This window comes from Shimazuella sp. NTD248 (assembly GCF_059510395.1).
Genome location: NZ_JCAJZT010000005.1, coordinates 83,155 through 98,475 on the forward strand (window position 1 = coordinate 83,155; position 15,321 = coordinate 98,475).

Sequence of the window (15,321 nt, forward strand, 5' to 3'; positions counted from 1 at the left end):
AACGAAAAAAATCCGGATAATCTACTATTTATCCGGATTTTTCGGGTGTCTTAGATATCAATATTTATAGCTTTCTAAGAACGTCTAAAATCACTTCTGGTTCTAACCGGCGCATAAAATCTGGATCAACATGAGCGTACCGGATGATATTTTGCTTATCGATCACAAAAGTTGCAGATATCGGCAATACCCAACGGTCTGTTGCGTTATATTCCTCCAAATTCAAGTTAAACTTCTCGTATACTTCTCTTAAAGAACCTGAGACTTCATATAGAACATTATACTGATTTGCCACGAACCCATCTATATCGCTTGCGATCACAAAAGTAAGTTGTTCTTTTTCTTGTTGACTCAAGGTGTTATCAGGACTCTGTGGAGAGACTGCAATTAGTGTGGCTCCATATTCTTGAAACTGAGGTAAAGCCTCTTGATAAGCCCTTAGTTGCAGGTTGCAAAAAGGACACCATCCTCCACGATAAAACGTCAAAATTACTGGCCCATCTGTTGTTTTTTCTACTAAAGAAACCTTATTACCAAGTGCATCGCTCAAGGTGAAGTCAGGTGCTGTGTCACCCATCTTTAATCCACTTACAAGACCTGTCTGTTGCAAGTATTCGATTGATTCTTGAAGAATTTGATACTCTCTAGGTGTGTTGCTTTTCATTTCCTGCTCTCTAGCTTCTAGCTGTTTGCTTAAATGTTCACTCATAATTGTATGCCTCCTCATTTGTTATCAATATCCGCAATAGAATAAATATTCCGTCTTTTACTAATTGAGACGAATAACCACTTTTCCAAAACGAGACTGCTCCTTATAATACTGAAAGGCAGACCCAGCTTCTTCAAAAGTAAATACACGATCAATCACTGGCTTTAATCGGTTAACGGCAATAGCACGATTCATAGCAGTAAAATGGGCACGGCTTCCGACAGCGATCCGCCGAAGGGTAAAGACATTGGAAGCAATAGCACTTATAGGAATAGACGAATCCCAGTTAGCTAACCATCCAACTTGACTAATTTCTCCACTACCTGTTGTTGATTTAATGGATTTTTCGAGGGTACCAGCACCACCAACCTCTACTACTCGATCCACGCCTCGTCCATTGGTCAACTCATGCACAGCAAGATGCCAGTCGGATGTTGTGTGGTAATTGATTACTTCATCAGCTCCTAACTCCCTCAATCGTTTTGCTTTTTCTTCATCAGACGTGGTGGAAATAACACGCGCTCCAAAGAGTTTGGCAAACTGAATAGCAAAAAGTGAAACCCCACCTGAACCAAGTGTAAGCACCGTATTACCAGCTCTTAACGATTGTCCTCCTGTCAATGCATTCCATGCGGTAACACCAGCACATGGTAAGGTTGCTGCTTCCTCATAAGAAAGATGGTCTGGAATGTGAACAACTCCCTCTTCACTCAGCACCACATATTCCGCCAACATTCCATTGAGCGATCCACCTAGCTGAGCAGCATTATCCCAATGAAAGGAGCCATCTATCCAATTTGGAAATATATTTCCTGCTACCCTATCACCTACCTTTACTCGGGTAACACCTTTACCTATCTCCACAATTTCTCCAGCACCATCTGATATCGGTATAACATCAGGTAAAATAGGTAAAGAATAGTTTCCTTGAAAAATGATCATCATCTCGCGATAATTGATCGAACACGCTCGTACTCGAACAAGTACTTCACGAGGACCAGGAACGGGTACATCGTGTTCTTTTACATAAAGACCTTCGAGACCTGCACCTAAATTTACATGGTAGCTCTTCATCGAATTCCCTACTTTTTTTCTTATTTTAAAAGATTCTTATAAAGTGATTGGTAGTGGCTCCGTAAATTGATAATCAGATATGATTCGACCATCTTGATCTAAAATAGCAACGACAGAACCTGCACCTGCTGCTGAACCCCCATCTTGTGGCACCATCTTCCAATAAAATTTCACTACATTGTGGTGACTGGAAATCGTTTGAAAAAGCTCAAAGGTAAATCCACCTTTTTCAACAAACTCTTCATATGCTTCTTGAATTCGAACCTCTATTGCTTCATGTCCATGTGCTTCTATGTTCTCCGTACAATGGGTTGCATCATCGGACCAAAGTTCTTCAATACTTCTTCTGCGTTGATCAACATTTGCTTCATTCCAAACTTTGTTATATCTACTCACAAAATCTTGTATACTATCCATCTTATTTTCAGCCTTCTTTCTTCATTTATGGTTTACAAAATGACTTTAGCATGAAAATAGGACAGATCATGTCTTATTTTCATGCTAAAATAAAAAAAAAGTAAAGGATAAGGTTGTTTTGCTAAAATCACAGCGTTTAATTCAACTTATTATGATGATTAATGCCAAAAAAGCTTTTACGGTTCGGGAACTCGCTGATGAGTTTCAGCTTTCTACTCGCACAATAACACGTGACCTACAAGAATTGAGCGAACTAGGGTTTCCGATTTATTCTGTGCAAGGAAGAGGAGGCGGTTATCGGTTACTGCAAGAAAGGATGCTTCCTCCAATTACATTTACAGAAAGTGAAGCGATCGCAATGTTCTTTGCTTGCCAATCCTTACAGTACTTTGGCTCTCTGCCTTTTGATGAGGGAGCAACATCAGCACTTCATAAGTTTTACCATTACTCACCAGCAGATGTGAAAGAACAAATTGACCGATTAAAAGATAAGATGGTCATTTGGAACCCTTATCGATCCATGTCTTCCGAGTGTTTGAGAACTTTATTAGAAGCAATCATGGTTCGAAGTGCTGTAACGATCGAGTACAATTCCAGCAAAGGCATAACCACAAGAGATATACAGCCAATCGGTCTCTATGCGGCACAAGGATATTGGTATTGTCCAGCATACTGTTTTCAGCGGGAAGCATATCGATTATTCCGCGCAGATCGTATTCAATCTGCAAAATCGAATGAATCTATCCGTTGCCGGGAAGATGTGGACCAAAGATCTGTAACGGAGTGGAATACCCCTGAAATAGAGGAATCAGAGAAAACTATGCTAGTTGTCAAGATAACGCAAAAAGGCGTGCGAACACTTGAATCAAACAGTTGGTTTGGGCAGGCTATGGAACGTCTGAAAGATGGAAGTGGAATCATTCAAATGTTAGTCCCAATAAATAACCTGACATTTTTTTGCGATATGATTTGGGGAGTGGGAGAGGACGCTAAAATAATAGAACCAAAAGAAGCGAGAGACTATCTAAAACGGAAAATCGAGTTAATGAAATCCCAGTATAGGATAGAGATTAATTAAAGCAATTTTTCACTGAAAGTCATTTTTATTGATTCGATCGTTTTTATTAAAAAAGATTTTGTGTTTACACTCAGATAAAAATCCTCAAAAAAGAGACCAGCTAGCATAGATTATGCAAAACTGGTCTCCTATTGTTGCTAATTTATAGTTACTGTAGAAATAGTTGGATTGGTATTGGATTTGGATGGAATAGCAGTCTCGATCCGAAGTTGGTGCTTTCCAGCTGGATATTGCAATATATGGACACCTTCCGTGTCATACTCGCGAGTGGCTTTACCGTACGTCGATTTTACTTCTTTCAACGTAATAGATTGGAGCCGCTTGTCTTGGGATTCGATGTAGTTTACGAAATAGTTGAAATCAAATGCAAAACCAATTCTACGTTCATAGAAGTAGATATAATAGTCATTGTCCACGTCAGGTCCACCCCAAGCATGCAAGATCGATTGTTTCTTGCTTCCAAGACCAAAACGACCACTATTTAATGTTTTTCCTTGATATGCTAGTACTTTTGTTTCGATCAACCATTTTTTATGAACTAAGTTCGCATTTGATGTTACATGATTTACTTGAGCTTGAGTTAAACTTGGAAAGCTAAATAATAAAAGGCCAAAGACGAGTGTCAAAGTCACTAATGTTTTACGTAAATGCTGCATCCAATTCTCCCCTCACATCAAATTCGTAATTATTATAACATTTTGCTAACTATTTTTATAGTAATTCTATTTGCAATAAGTAGACATGTCGCATGCAATCTAATAACTCCATCCTATTTATCGAATTTATCCTTGCTTCACTTTGGAGCATAACACCTTTGAGAAGCCTGCCATACGAAAAGAACAAACACCATAAAACTAAACCAACTCTCCTATATCTACTAAATAAACATCATTTTTACAAATTAAAAGCATGTTATGTGCTCTTGCCACTGCATAGTCATAATGAATAATTTCATTCTTTTCATTCATAGGTTGAAAGGTTTGAATCCCCTTGCTGTACTTAGAATAGAGATGTAGTTTTCCTTTTTGTTCATAACCATGTGCAAATAACACACTATTATTCCAGACAGCAAAAGCGTGACTTCCAACAATCGGAGCCTCATCAAATACCTTCTCTTGGCAAACTTCAAAACTAGTCTTATGATGGATAGCCAACAAGGGAAAATCGGTGTAATAGTATAGATATACAGTTTCATCCGAAGAGACGTTTAAGGCGTAACAATCCGCTATATAGGGAATAGTTTTGTTACTTGGTTTCTGGATAAAAGAGTCAAAATCAAATGTGATACTCCCCTGCTGATCAAAACAGAGTAAACCGCTTGTCCCGATAGTACCTCCAAATACTCCTTCATCAAAGTAACTCGCCCAAATATCTCCGTTTTTGGTCGTCTGCACATCTTCTATTCCATCACCCATATGAAAAGAAGACACTATTTCCTGATTCTCATTGAAGAGAAAGGCATTATGTGTTTGATTATCCCGAACTCTCGCATTCACAAGCAGCCAGTTCTCCCCTAACGGTTGAACAGTATGATAATCGTCATCTACAGGAGGAAGAAGTATTTTCTGCACCCCTTCATCTCTTATATGGAAAATGGTATGTATATTTCTTTTCTTATGTTTGATGGAAGCAAACAATATTGGATTACCGTTATAGTCCAAGTGGATACTACAGGTATCATAATTTCCGACTACCTGATCACGATTAAATAAATGCTTAGCTTGTATAACATTCATCTTTCGGAATCCTTCCTCCCCTTGTCTTTAATCCTCTAACAAAACCTATTCATAGCTTCATGTCATTTTGTTGTTAATTCCAATAAGAAATAACATAGTGTGTAAACCCCCATTATCACTCCCGTCTGTAAATTAGTTACACAGGCAAGTTGTCGTAAACAAAAAAAGGTTATGATTATTTCCCAGATAATCATGAGATCAAATAGATTCAATATCGCTGTCTGTATTCCAGAAGAGTTTATCCAATAACTCAACGCTGTTATATGTGGCCCATCAAGCGGTAAATTGTAATTTAAAATAAAGTATACGCATTCAGGTACAAACAGACTATATGCTACCATCGCCAGTACAAGTCGAAAAGGGATGCTTTTCTTAAATAGTTTTAACAAACAAAATATCATTAACGCCTGTATGCTCGCAGCGATGAGATATAATAAAATTTTCGATACCAGAACAACGACAGACATCAAGAAGCTGCCTGCTGGATCAACAATATAAAAATAAACAGCTATAAACAAACTTACTAAAAACAGCGGTTTCCAATAGCTTGGATTTTGTCTAATTCGCTCTGCCGCTTTCGTTGGTTGAAATAAAATTAAAATACTAGTGGGAACAGAAATCTCCACCTAAAACCCTCTCTTCTTTTTTACGTTAAAGACTCAACTTTCTGTTACACCCATCATAGCATTTTCTATTTATTTACGTCATTTCTGATGCAAACTCAGTTGAAAAAGGGGAAATAATACTCCTCTTTTTTGCACTTTTGGCTAATAGTCAAACTCTTTGTGAGTAGAAAAGTTGATTCATCAAAAGTCAAGAAGCTGGAATTTGTTTCTGACCTGATTTTCTTGTTTCTCCACGCTCATGGGAAGTCTGAGGAGATTCCCTATTACTTCTCCGTCATGAGTCCGGGAAATCAGCACTACTGGCTCCTGAACTGTACCCTCGTTCCCATGTACGATGAACTTGTCCCATCACTGCCCGTTTATGTGAACGAGCTGACAATGGAAAAATTGGAACGACTCTACCGCTATCGTCATTGGGATCGTGATGTGATACTGAAGTACCTGAATCCCGTGAAGAGAGAAAAACTGGAAGCGGTGCTTGATCAACCTTCCTGTGACGACATGTAGGAAAGTGAGGTTCCATCCCTGTTCCGATCAGTGCTATTAACGTACTGCTCGGGGCAGACCTCATATTTGCAAGCTTCTAGTGCGACAAGGAAGCGGCTTTTTTGTCACACATAAAATTCAATAAATGTACGAGAAAAATGCATAAAAAAACAAAACCAATTAGGTTTCACCCCTGCCTGATTTTGTTTACTATCATGATTTTCTGCCTGTGCAAAAGATACGTCTACTATTCAATAAAATGAATTACGCTTCACCTTCGATAAAAATCTTCTCCAAACTAATTATCGCTTCGTTTTCATCCGAACCATCAGCCGCCAAAGTAATGGTTTCTCCCATTACAATCCCTAATGATACGATCCCTAAAATGCTTTTCCCATTTGCAGTTTGGCTATTTTTGATCACATCAATATCACTACTAAAACGGCTTGCTACTTGCACAAACTCTTTCGCAGGTCGAATATGCAAACCGTGTTCCAGATTTACTTTTATCTCTTTTTTTATCATTGATCTTTATATCCTTTCCGATTACTCATATTTCTCTTAATCTTCGATAGCATTTAAGATTTCTTCCGCTGTATTTGCTGTCTTTAATGACTGACGAAAATCTTCATGCATCAATTTGCGGAAAAGATTTGCTACTATTTTCAGATGTATATCTCCAGCTTGTGCTTCTGGTACAGCAATTAAAAATACCAATGATACCTCTTCATCTTCATCCCACTGTATTGGTTGGACAAGACGAGCTAGTGAAATTGCTGGTTTGGCAACTCCTTTGGATTTTGCATGTGGGGTAGCTACATCAAAACCAATTGCGGTGGAGCCTTGTTTCTCCCTCGTATACAGATCTTCTAAATATACATTGGCATCTGTTACCAACCCTTTGGAAGCCATTGATTCTACAAGATATTCCAACAATTCTTCACGGGATGTTACCTGTACATCCAACTGAACTGAGTCTGGAAGTAGATACTCTGCTATCATTTTGCTATCTCCGTTTCTTTATTTCTTTTTAATAGTGCGAGTAAGGCAGCTGTCACAATCATACCAACTGCTATTGCAATCACATATGCCCCTATGTTGGTAACTACATTTGGAATTGCAAGCACAAAAATTCCACCGTGTGGAGCTTTTAATGACACATGAAATGCCATCGACAAAGCGCCTGTTATAGCCGACCCAGCAATGAGAGAGGGTATAACCCGAATAGGATCAGCTGCCGCAAATGGAATCGCACCTTCCGTAATAAAGGATAGGCCTAGTATGCCAGCTGCTTTCCCAGCTTCTCGTTCGTCTGTAGAAAATTTTTTGCGAGCTAGCAGCGTCGCTAACCAGATTCCAAGAGGTGGTGTCATTCCAGCAGCCATAATTGCAGCCATCGGTCCATATACTCCGCTTCCAAGTAGTCCTACTCCAAAAGTGTAGGCAGCTTTATTGATCGGACCACCCATATCGCTTGCCATCATCGCTCCCAAGAGGAGACCGAGTAAAATAGCATTTGTTGTCCCTAATGTCTTTAGCCAAGCTGCTAATCCATCCATAATCAATTTGATCGGTGTACCAAGGACAAAGATCATGAGCAGCCCCACAATAAGGGAAGAAACGACAGGGATAATGACAATCGTATGAATACCTTGTAAGCTTTTTGGCAGACGAATATAATCTTTCAACGCTTTAGCCACATACCCGGCTAGGAAACCTGCAAGTATCCCGCCTAGAAATCCTGCTCCAATTTTAGAGGCTAACATACCACCAATAAGACCAGGGGCTAATCCTGCTTTTTCCGCAATCGAAAAAGCGATAAATCCAGCTAAAATAGGGATCATCAATGCAAAAGCACTATTTCCTCCAATGTCCATCAGTGCAGCAGCAAATGTTCCTTGTTGCTCGAATGCTTTAATCCCAAAGGCAAATGAAATCGCTATCAAAATACCGCCCACTACAACCAGTGGCAACATGTAAGATACACCATTGAGTAAGTGCTTATACAAACCTTTTGCTTGATTCGTCTCCTTTGAGGAAACCTCGTTCGTCTTTATTTTGCTTGGTTCAAACTGCTGAGCTTCCTCCAATGCCCTGTCAATCACTTGCTCGGGTTTTTTTATTGCCTCACTCAACTTTGCTCTTGTAACTGATTTATGATGAAAACGCTCTTCGTCCACATCCACATCAGCTGCGATAATGATTGCATCTGCTTTGTCAATTTCCTCTTTGCTCAGTTTGTTCTCAATTCCGGAAGCTCCCCGTGTCTCTACTTTAAAATCAATATCTTTCCGTTTTGCAGCCTCCGATAGCGCCTCTGCTGACATATAGGTATGAGCAATACCAGTAGGACAGGCGGTAACAGCAAGTATTTTTTTCTTCATCTCCCATTCACTCCTTCAACTTCGACTAGATCAAGTAATTTATCTACATCTTCCGGCTTGCCTAATTGTGTACCGGCTTTCGAAGCAGTAGCTGATCCTAATGCAGTGGAAAATCTCGCAATCTTTTCTAGCTCCCAGCTGTTCAACACACTTATAACCATTCCGGCAAACATAGAATCCCCTGCACCTACAGTGCTTTTCACTTCTATATGTGGAGGTTTTGTCTTCACTGTTTGCCCCTGTTTGAAAAAGTACGCTCCTTTTGCCCCTAAAGAAATCGCTACTAATGAAATTCCTTGATCGATAAGGGCAAGACCCGCTTCGACAACATCTTGTTCATTTTGTACTTTGCAACCTAGATATTCCTCTAATTCTTCTTGATTTGGTTTTATTGCATATGGCAAAGACTTTGAGGCGTATTTTAGTAAATGTCCATTTGTATCTAAAAAAGACAACACCTGATGTTTATTGGCTTGTTCAATTAAAAAGCGATAAAAGGCTGGGTCTATGCCTGGAGGTAAACTGCCTGCAAGAATTATCATATCTATCTTGGATAGCAGGCCAGTATAGTGTTCGATAAAGCGGTCTTTCTCCAATTCACTAATGGGAAATCCGGCTTCATTTAATTCCGTCATCTTACCGGAATGTTGCTCTAAAACCTTTATATTTGTTCGAATTCGTTGATTCGTAAATACAAATGAGGAATGGATTCCCATATCATGTAACTGTTTTTCGTACTGCTGAGCCTCTCTTCCAAGCCATCCGGTTACAGTAGGCTGTATGCCAAAATGAGCTAGTACCCGAGCAACATTAATGCCTTTTCCTCCAAAGTCATAGCGGGTATTCATCGCCACATTTTTTTGTCCTATGTGTAGTTTTTCGATCGCAATGGTTTGATCAACTGCGGGATTTAAAGATACTGTTGCGATTCTCATCATAAAGAACCTTCTTTCACATAATTAAACCGTTATCACATCGATGCCTAACTGCTCACAGTCTTCAAGAAAGGATAAAGGCGCACTTTTATCGGTAATAATCCTATCGATCTCAGATAATGATGCAACCTGATGAAGTGTAATTTTACCGATTTTACTGTGGTCACATAACAAAATAACTTGCCTGGCAGCTGAAATCATTTCTTTTTTCATTTGCGCTTCTTGCACATTGGGAGTACTCAGACCATTTCTTACATCCACACCATTCATTCCTAAAAACAATTTATCTACCTTTATCCTTCTGATAAAACCCTCTGCGTAGGGCCCGACCATCGCTCCAATCTGTGAACGAACGGTTCCTCCTGTACTGAGTAACTCTATGTTTTTCGCATCCTGTAGTTCCGTTAAAACGCTTACAGAATTTGTGACAATGGTAAGATCTAAAGAATGAAGGTGTCTCGCAAGTTGCAGTGTTGTGGTACCAGAATCAAGTAAAATCGTTTCTTTTTCCTTAATCCATTCGCTGGCTGTTTTCGCTATTCTCTCCTTTTCTGCTAAATTTGTTGTCTGCTTCTCTTTCACCGTTGGCTCCATGCGAACAAAATCAAGGAAAACAGCCCCACCATGTGTTCGACGCAGCTTTTCCTTTTGTTCCAATTCACTTAAATCCCTGCGGATAGTAGATTCAGATACTTGGAACGTTTGGCTTAATTCGGGAACGGAAGCACGTTGATACTTATTTAAATAAGATAAAATTTGTTGATGTCTTTCTTCTGTGAACATAATTCTCTCCTAATATAAAATGCTTACCTACGCTCATTATATAATAATTTTTGATTATTTCTAGTCATTTATGATTGGTAATGATTGACTCCGCTCATTTCGATAGATTCTTTTGCTTGCATGCATTTTATTTTCTGTTTGGATACCTATAATTGTTAAGTATGTAACAAATGAATCACAATTTATTCTCAATCTTTGTCTTATGTGCTCATTTATTCTCATTTTCATTTTCGAATCTCAATTAGAACCATCGGAAAAATACCTACTCTTCAGATCAAAATATTTGATGATATAATAGGAATTTAATAAATCAGTTTATTCTTTCAACTACAATGGATAAACCCAAAGAAAATAGTGTTTCAGGAGATAGACATGCTACCTTCAAAAAATATCTTTGATCTAGTCAAGAGGATTAGTGGACAAATCACAGAAGACAAAGTCCAATCTATTCATCCCATTATCGGATACGGAACCGTAAACCGAGTTTGTCGGGTAAAAACTGATGTTTCCGAGTTTATTGTAAGAATGAATGAAGCTCCAAACACATTAGCCATTTATGAAAAAGAAAAATGGTGTATAGAGCAGGCAAAACGGAAAGGTATCTCTGGACCAGAAGTACTTTTTGTTGGCGAGATGGATCAAGTGACCTATATGATTCAGACATTCATAGCAGGAAAAAATGGCATAGACAGCCCTTGGAACAAAGAAATGATTTGGAGAAAATTAGGGGAGTATACGAAGCAAATTCACGCCATCCATATAAATGGTTTTGGAGAAATCTTATCTAACCCAACCAACCGTACTTTCACTGCCTCCACTCATGAAGGCTTTGATGGTACTTGGCGTAGTTTTGTTCATTATAACATCAATAGTTTAACAGAAAACGATCCCTTAATCTCATTAGGCGTCTTCACAATAGAAAATACGAAAATAATAAAACAAAAATTCGAAGACCTCTCCCAGATGGCGTTTTCTTTTGGCCTTACACATGGAGATCTTTCCTTAAAAAATACGATCGTCGATGACAAAGGGACTGTAACACTATTAGATTGGGGATGTGCCGAAGTACATCTCATTCCATATTGGGAATTAATGCAATTATTGAAGTCTCAAATAGACATCGGAACTCCAAATATTGGACAAATGCATGTTTTTCTACAAGGTTATGGTATCTCTGCCTCTGATTTTCAAAGCATGCAGCCTACCTTAGACTCTTTATTGCTGCTTGATGCATGTGACAAGCTGAGATGGGCAATCGATTGCAATCCTGATTGTATACCTTTGTTTGCAGAGTATGCGAAGAAAATTTGGCAACGGAATAGATATCACACCTAAAAAATTTTTTCTATAAACTTCATTTTTTACACACCACTCCTGTTTAAAAAATGTCTCTCTAAACAGCACCACGCTTGTCTCTTGTAGAGGCAAGCGTGGCATATGCGAAGTTATCCCTGTGTTTTCCACCTATTCTTGAAGACAATGGCGATTAGCGGCATGAGCAGTGATCCCAAAAGCCACGGCTGCACTGTCCAAAAGACGATTCCAAGTCCCCAGAGATTGGCTGCATTTCCAGCAGCCCAGTTGCCGGCAGACTGGCCTATATCTCTGCACAAATTGTTCAGTGCCATGGCCGACCCTGTCTCTTTTATGGAGGTCAAACTGAGAATGATCTGAGTGCTTGTGGTTACGTAACTTCGTATGGCCAAGCCGATTCCCGCACTTGCGAGGATGAGGAATACAGGTATGCCAGAGGGGATTAGTGCGATACTTCCTCCCAATGCAACAATCGATCCTACCATTACAGGCAAGTCCCCCAACTTTTTAGCTAGTTCGGGAATCCATAGACTACCTATAAAGTTGGCAAATGTCGCCATCCAAACGCAGAAAAACCCGTAGGTCACATATAGGGGCACATAAGTCAAAAATACCCTATATGATGCAAACACACCAACGGTTGTGAGCACATACGGCACTATCCTCCGCCCAAGTTGGGAATTTTTCTCCCTTTCTTGTGGATGATAGGGGATTTGGACGCTCAGCATTTTCCAAACGAACATGTACACCATAGTCCCAATCAAGAACCAAAGCATGACATATCCTTGTTGCATGCACCACAATCCGGTCAACAGGCCTACACCTCCCATGAGGAACTGTCTACCTGAAGCAATGGCGTTTACGTTACGCAACTCATCCCCGTCTGGGTGAAGTTCCCGCAGCATGGAGGTCAATGGCAGCAATACCATTGTGTTAACCATGCCGTGTACGAACTGAAGCCCCATAAACATTATCGGGCGACTGCTCATCAGGTAGAAAAACGGAAGTGTGACTGGTATTGGGAGAAAGATTCGCACGACACGAGAACCTCCCCATCGATCCGTCATCTTCCCTGCCATAAGCGCCGTCAAACACTCAGAGATGGCGAACATCGCCATGATGTATCCTACATTCTTTAGCAATCCCTTTTGAACAAGATAGGGAGGGAGAGAAGTAGAGACAAAACCCACCGCAAAAGTAAGCAGAGAGCCTCCTCGGATGATTCGCCTCGTAGGCTCAGGAAATCGTTTCAAGGATTGTCGACTCCACCATGTCCTCATTCTTGGAAAAATAGAAAACACACTTCGCATAAGAACTCCTTGAATTGAGTAAAGATTGCAATTCTATTTTTATTAAATCATTCTTTCTTTTTCTATTCAAATGAATGAGTTCAACTATTCCCATTTCACTTTTTTAACAACATGAGCAAACCGAAAAACCGGAATTACGGCACTATCTTAATAAGGACACTCGGTAACAAATACACCCTAGCACGATAGCTAGGGTGTATCCGGTTATATTTGGTTAGATTCCATATAAATATGGTCAAACCCCTGGAACACAAAGTTTGAATTTCGAATCGGTTTCCCAATTATACTTATTTTCGGAAAATTAGTGATAAATGCGGTGAAGATAATATTCGCTTCCAGTCTCGCTAGTGAACTCCCTATACAAGTATGGATACCATGCCCAAATGCAAGATGCGGGTTTGGTGAACGATTGATTTGGAACTCATCCGCTTGAGCAAATACTTCTTCATCTCGATTTGCAGAGGCTAACCATACGACTACTTCATCCCCTTTCTTTATGGTATATCCATTTAGCTCTATGTTTTCTGTTGCAATCCGATTGATATTATGAACAGAAGAGTGGAATCGAAGAACCTCTTCAATCGCTTGTGGAATTCGTGTAGGATCTTCTTGTAGCAGTGCCCATACATTTGGCTGTGTGGAGAAAAGATACATCGTATTTCCAAGCAGATTAATGGATGTTTCATTTCCAGCAGTTAAGACAGAGTATAAGAAATCTCTTATTTTCGATAATTCGATATCTCCATGCCTCATAAGCAGATCAGTAGTCATATCATCTTGAGGATGTCGTTGTTTCTCTTCTATGAGACGTTCAAAAAAACGATTCCCATTATGTATGCTGTTTCTCACTTTTTTTAATACCGCTTTCAGTTCATTTGCGGAATTGCTTCTTGTTAAACCTCCAATGCTCATGTCAATAACTTCTTGATAATGGTTCTCTGTTATACCAAGTAAGCGCATCATCATGATTACCGGAATATAAAAAGCGACTTCCTGTATAAAATCTATCTGACTTTTGTTGTTGATATCATCCATCGTTTGTGCGGTTATTTCTCTGATCAATGATTCCATATGCAATCGATAATGACTACCAAACGATTTATTTGCAATGGAGCGATATTTTTTATGTTCTGGCGGGTCCATACTCAATAAACTATCTACTTTATCTTTGGATCGCTCAGACGAAAATACATGATAGTTCTTCAAAACGGTCTGGGCATCTTTGTAACGAAAAACATCCCAGCATCTTCGCTTTGGATCATAGGAAATCGGAGCAGTATGTCTCATTTTTTTATACCAATCGTAGCAACTAGCTTCTTTCCACATATTTTCTGGTGCAAGGAAGTGACCGAATTTAAAGGATGCCATTTTTTCCCCTTCTTAGATGTCTGACTTTTGATGTGCTTTCATTAATGGAGACAAAATAAATTTAACAGCTCTTTGATGTTTATCGAGATCCCAGCTTTCAGCACAGGCTTTCGCCTCTAATGGGTAAATTTGCGAAGTTGGGATGCCACTTTCCACTCTTTGAGCTACATTTTTAAAGGTATTTATTACAATTTCAGGAATATCGATCAATTTTTTCGTGAACTTCTTTACGTATTTTTCAAATTCATCATTTTCATAAACTGCATCAACCAAGCCTATTCGCTCTGCGTGACGACTAGTAATCTCGTCTCCTGATAAGAGTAAATGAAGTGCTTTGTTCGTACCGATTTTGTTCATCAAACGACTTGCTCCACCCCAAGCAGTGGGTATACCCAATCTCGCTTGAATAAATTGAAACGTGGCTGATTCTGCTGCAAAACATAAATCACAACTAGCAACGATTTCACAGCCGCCTCCTATTGCTTTTCCTTCAACTGCCGCAATCGTTATCGCATCTACTTGGGATATTTTTTCAAGTAATGCACCTACACGCAACATTTCAGGATATACTTGTTCCCCGTTTTTTGTTTGATGCCATGCAATATCCCCTCCAGAGACAAATACATCTGTACTTCCGCGAAATACGATTGCCTTTACGTTTTCGTCACAAAAACGGGCAATTGCATGTTCAAGCTCCTCTACCATCTTTTCATTTACTGCATTTGCTGGACGATTGAATTGAATCGTTCCAATTCCCTTATTTTGTGTGGCAATAATGGTTTCCATCTCAACACCTCACTCGTCTCCATCTATTGTTCACTCTACTTATGGATTGAAAATAAAAGGTTCTATCTTTTTATCTAAATAGAGTTATTTAAATAATAATATATTTCAGTTATATAATCTTTGATTTAATTTTTAAATAATCGAAAAGATATTGTTAATTTTAATGATCTATTGATACAAATTAATACCAGATACTACGCAAAATAAAAGAAGCAGAACGAACAATCGTCTTACTTCTTTTATGCGCGACACAAGAACCGTCCCCTTGACGTATTGCTTGACTTAAACCATGGTTTAACAGGTATACTATGCCCA

At 39.2% G+C, this 15,321-nt stretch carries 17 protein-coding genes; 2 read left to right on the forward strand and 15 right to left on the reverse strand.

Going from position 1 to position 15,321, the window contains the following annotated elements; all coding sequences use genetic code 11:
• Positions 1 to 64: 64 nt before the first annotated feature.
• The 3 genes from AC5WOE_RS12475 to AC5WOE_RS12485 are packed head-to-tail and all read right to left on the reverse strand — an operon-like array spanning position 65 to position 2,200.
• The gene (locus AC5WOE_RS12475) at positions 65 to 709 is read right to left on the reverse strand and encodes a peroxiredoxin-like family protein (protein ID WP_496048893.1); all 645 of its coding nucleotides are present in this window, start codon (positions 707 to 709) and stop codon (positions 65 to 67) included.
• Positions 710 to 769: 60 nt separating this feature from the next.
• Positions 770 to 1,783 carry a zinc-dependent alcohol dehydrogenase family protein gene (locus AC5WOE_RS12480; protein ID WP_496052708.1) on the reverse strand — a complete coding sequence of 338 codons (1,014 nt, stop codon included), beginning with the start codon at positions 1,781 to 1,783 and terminating at the stop codon, positions 770 to 772.
• 36 nt (positions 1,784 to 1,819) lie between these two features.
• On the reverse strand, positions 1,820 to 2,200 hold the full coding sequence (locus AC5WOE_RS12485; protein WP_496052709.1) for a hypothetical protein: 381 nt from the start codon (positions 2,198 to 2,200) through the stop codon (positions 1,820 to 1,822).
• Positions 2,201 to 2,318: 118 nt separating this feature from the next.
• Here AC5WOE_RS12485 and AC5WOE_RS12490 point away from each other — a divergent pair, with 118 nt between their 5' ends.
• Positions 2,319 to 3,278: a helix-turn-helix transcriptional regulator gene (locus AC5WOE_RS12490; RefSeq protein WP_496052710.1), complete on the forward strand. Its 960-nt coding sequence runs from the start codon at positions 2,319 to 2,321 to the stop codon at positions 3,276 to 3,278.
• Positions 3,279 to 3,415: 137 nt separating this feature from the next.
• On the opposite strand, the gene AC5WOE_RS12495 is transcribed toward AC5WOE_RS12490, so the two are convergent.
• From AC5WOE_RS12495 to AC5WOE_RS12535, 9 genes are all read right to left on the reverse strand, one after another.
• Positions 3,416 to 3,934 carry a DUF4309 domain-containing protein gene (locus AC5WOE_RS12495; RefSeq protein WP_496048897.1) on the reverse strand — a complete coding sequence of 173 codons (519 nt, stop codon included), beginning with the start codon at positions 3,932 to 3,934 and terminating at the stop codon, positions 3,416 to 3,418.
• A gap of 198 nt (positions 3,935 to 4,132) precedes the next feature.
• Positions 4,133 to 5,014, reverse strand: coding sequence for a YxiH-YxzG fusion protein (locus tag AC5WOE_RS12500; protein WP_496052711.1), 882 nt, complete (start codon positions 5,012 to 5,014; stop codon positions 4,133 to 4,135).
• A 62-nt stretch (positions 5,015 to 5,076) separates the two neighbouring features.
• Positions 5,077 to 5,640: a YIP1 family protein gene (locus AC5WOE_RS12505; protein WP_496052712.1), complete on the reverse strand. Its 564-nt coding sequence runs from the start codon at positions 5,638 to 5,640 to the stop codon at positions 5,077 to 5,079.
• Between the two features lie 274 nt (positions 5,641 to 5,914).
• Positions 5,915 to 6,211 (reverse strand): hypothetical protein, encoded by a 297-nt coding sequence (locus AC5WOE_RS12510; protein WP_496052713.1) that lies wholly within the window; start codon positions 6,209 to 6,211, stop codon positions 5,915 to 5,917.
• Positions 6,212 to 6,390: 179 nt separating this feature from the next.
• On the reverse strand, positions 6,391 to 6,651 hold the full coding sequence (locus tag AC5WOE_RS12515) for an HPr family phosphocarrier protein (RefSeq protein ID WP_496048901.1): 261 nt from the start codon (positions 6,649 to 6,651) through the stop codon (positions 6,391 to 6,393).
• 36 nt (positions 6,652 to 6,687) lie between these two features.
• A complete protein-coding gene (locus AC5WOE_RS12520) occupies positions 6,688 to 7,128 on the reverse strand; it encodes a PTS sugar transporter subunit IIA (RefSeq protein ID WP_496052714.1) in 441 nt (146 codons plus the stop codon).
• A complete protein-coding gene (locus AC5WOE_RS12525; RefSeq protein WP_496052715.1) occupies positions 7,125 to 8,510 on the reverse strand; it encodes a fructose-specific PTS transporter subunit EIIC in 1,386 nt (461 codons plus the stop codon). Before AC5WOE_RS12525 ends, AC5WOE_RS12520 begins: the two co-directional genes overlap by 4 nt.
• The gene (pfkB, locus tag AC5WOE_RS12530) at positions 8,507 to 9,445 is read right to left on the reverse strand and encodes a 1-phosphofructokinase (RefSeq protein WP_496052716.1); all 939 of its coding nucleotides are present in this window, start codon (positions 9,443 to 9,445) and stop codon (positions 8,507 to 8,509) included. The genes AC5WOE_RS12525 and pfkB overlap by 4 nt, the downstream gene beginning before the upstream one ends.
• 24 nt (positions 9,446 to 9,469) lie before the next feature.
• Complete coding sequence (locus tag AC5WOE_RS12535; RefSeq protein WP_496048905.1) at positions 9,470 to 10,228, reverse strand: DeoR/GlpR family DNA-binding transcription regulator; 759 nt, start codon at positions 10,226 to 10,228, stop codon at positions 9,470 to 9,472.
• A gap of 372 nt (positions 10,229 to 10,600) precedes the next feature.
• On the opposite strand from AC5WOE_RS12535, the gene AC5WOE_RS12540 reads away from it, so the two are divergent.
• Positions 10,601 to 11,563 carry an aminoglycoside phosphotransferase family protein gene (locus AC5WOE_RS12540; protein ID WP_496052717.1) on the forward strand — a complete coding sequence of 321 codons (963 nt, stop codon included), beginning with the start codon at positions 10,601 to 10,603 and terminating at the stop codon, positions 11,561 to 11,563.
• A gap of 110 nt (positions 11,564 to 11,673) precedes the next feature.
• On the opposite strand, the gene AC5WOE_RS12545 is transcribed toward AC5WOE_RS12540, so the two are convergent.
• From AC5WOE_RS12545 to AC5WOE_RS12555, 3 genes are all read right to left on the reverse strand, one after another.
• Entirely contained in the window at positions 11,674 to 12,852 is a 1,179-nt protein-coding gene (locus AC5WOE_RS12545) for an MFS transporter (protein WP_496048907.1), read from the reverse strand.
• A gap of 204 nt (positions 12,853 to 13,056) precedes the next feature.
• On the reverse strand, positions 13,057 to 14,220 hold the full coding sequence (locus AC5WOE_RS12550) for a cytochrome P450 (RefSeq protein WP_496052718.1): 1,164 nt from the start codon (positions 14,218 to 14,220) through the stop codon (positions 13,057 to 13,059).
• A gap of 12 nt (positions 14,221 to 14,232) precedes the next feature.
• Complete coding sequence (locus AC5WOE_RS12555) at positions 14,233 to 15,006, reverse strand: enoyl-CoA hydratase/isomerase family protein (protein WP_496048909.1); 774 nt, start codon at positions 15,004 to 15,006, stop codon at positions 14,233 to 14,235.
• Between the last annotated feature and the right edge of the window lie 315 nt (positions 15,007 to 15,321).

Coding starts and splice junctions, on each gene's coding strand:
- AC5WOE_RS12480 (WP_496052708.1), bottom strand. CDS start 1,783: ATGAAGAGCTACCATGTAAATTTAGGTGCAGGTCTCGAAGGTCTTTAT.
- AC5WOE_RS12540 (WP_496052717.1), top strand. CDS start 10,601: ATGCTACCTTCAAAAAATATCTTTGATCTAGTCAAGAGGATTAGTGGA.
- AC5WOE_RS12545 (WP_496048907.1), bottom strand. CDS start 12,852: ATGCGAAGTGTGTTTTCTATTTTTCCAAGAATGAGGACATGGTGGAGT.
- AC5WOE_RS12525 (WP_496052715.1), bottom strand. CDS start 8,510: ATGAAGAAAAAAATACTTGCTGTTACCGCCTGTCCTACTGGTATTGCT.
- AC5WOE_RS12510 (WP_496052713.1), bottom strand. CDS start 6,211: ATGAGGTCTGCCCCGAGCAGTACGTTAATAGCACTGATCGGAACAGGG.
- AC5WOE_RS12535 (WP_496048905.1), bottom strand. CDS start 10,228: ATGTTCACAGAAGAAAGACATCAACAAATTTTATCTTATTTAAATAAG.
- AC5WOE_RS12550 (WP_496052718.1), bottom strand. CDS start 14,220: ATGGCATCCTTTAAATTCGGTCACTTCCTTGCACCAGAAAATATGTGG.
- AC5WOE_RS12495 (WP_496048897.1), bottom strand. CDS start 3,934: ATGCAGCATTTACGTAAAACATTAGTGACTTTGACACTCGTCTTTGGC.
- AC5WOE_RS12555 (WP_496048909.1), bottom strand. CDS start 15,006: ATGGAAACCATTATTGCCACACAAAATAAGGGAATTGGAACGATTCAA.
- AC5WOE_RS12500 (WP_496052711.1), bottom strand. CDS start 5,014: ATGAATGTTATACAAGCTAAGCATTTATTTAATCGTGATCAGGTAGTC.
- AC5WOE_RS12475 (WP_496048893.1), bottom strand. CDS start 709: ATGAGTGAACATTTAAGCAAACAGCTAGAAGCTAGAGAGCAGGAAATG.
- AC5WOE_RS12515 (WP_496048901.1), bottom strand. CDS start 6,651: ATGATAAAAAAAGAGATAAAAGTAAATCTGGAACACGGTTTGCATATT.
- pfkB (WP_496052716.1), bottom strand. CDS start 9,445: ATGAGAATCGCAACAGTATCTTTAAATCCCGCAGTTGATCAAACCATT.
- AC5WOE_RS12485 (WP_496052709.1), bottom strand. CDS start 2,200: ATGGATAGTATACAAGATTTTGTGAGTAGATATAACAAAGTTTGGAAT.
- AC5WOE_RS12520 (WP_496052714.1), bottom strand. CDS start 7,128: ATGATAGCAGAGTATCTACTTCCAGACTCAGTTCAGTTGGATGTACAG.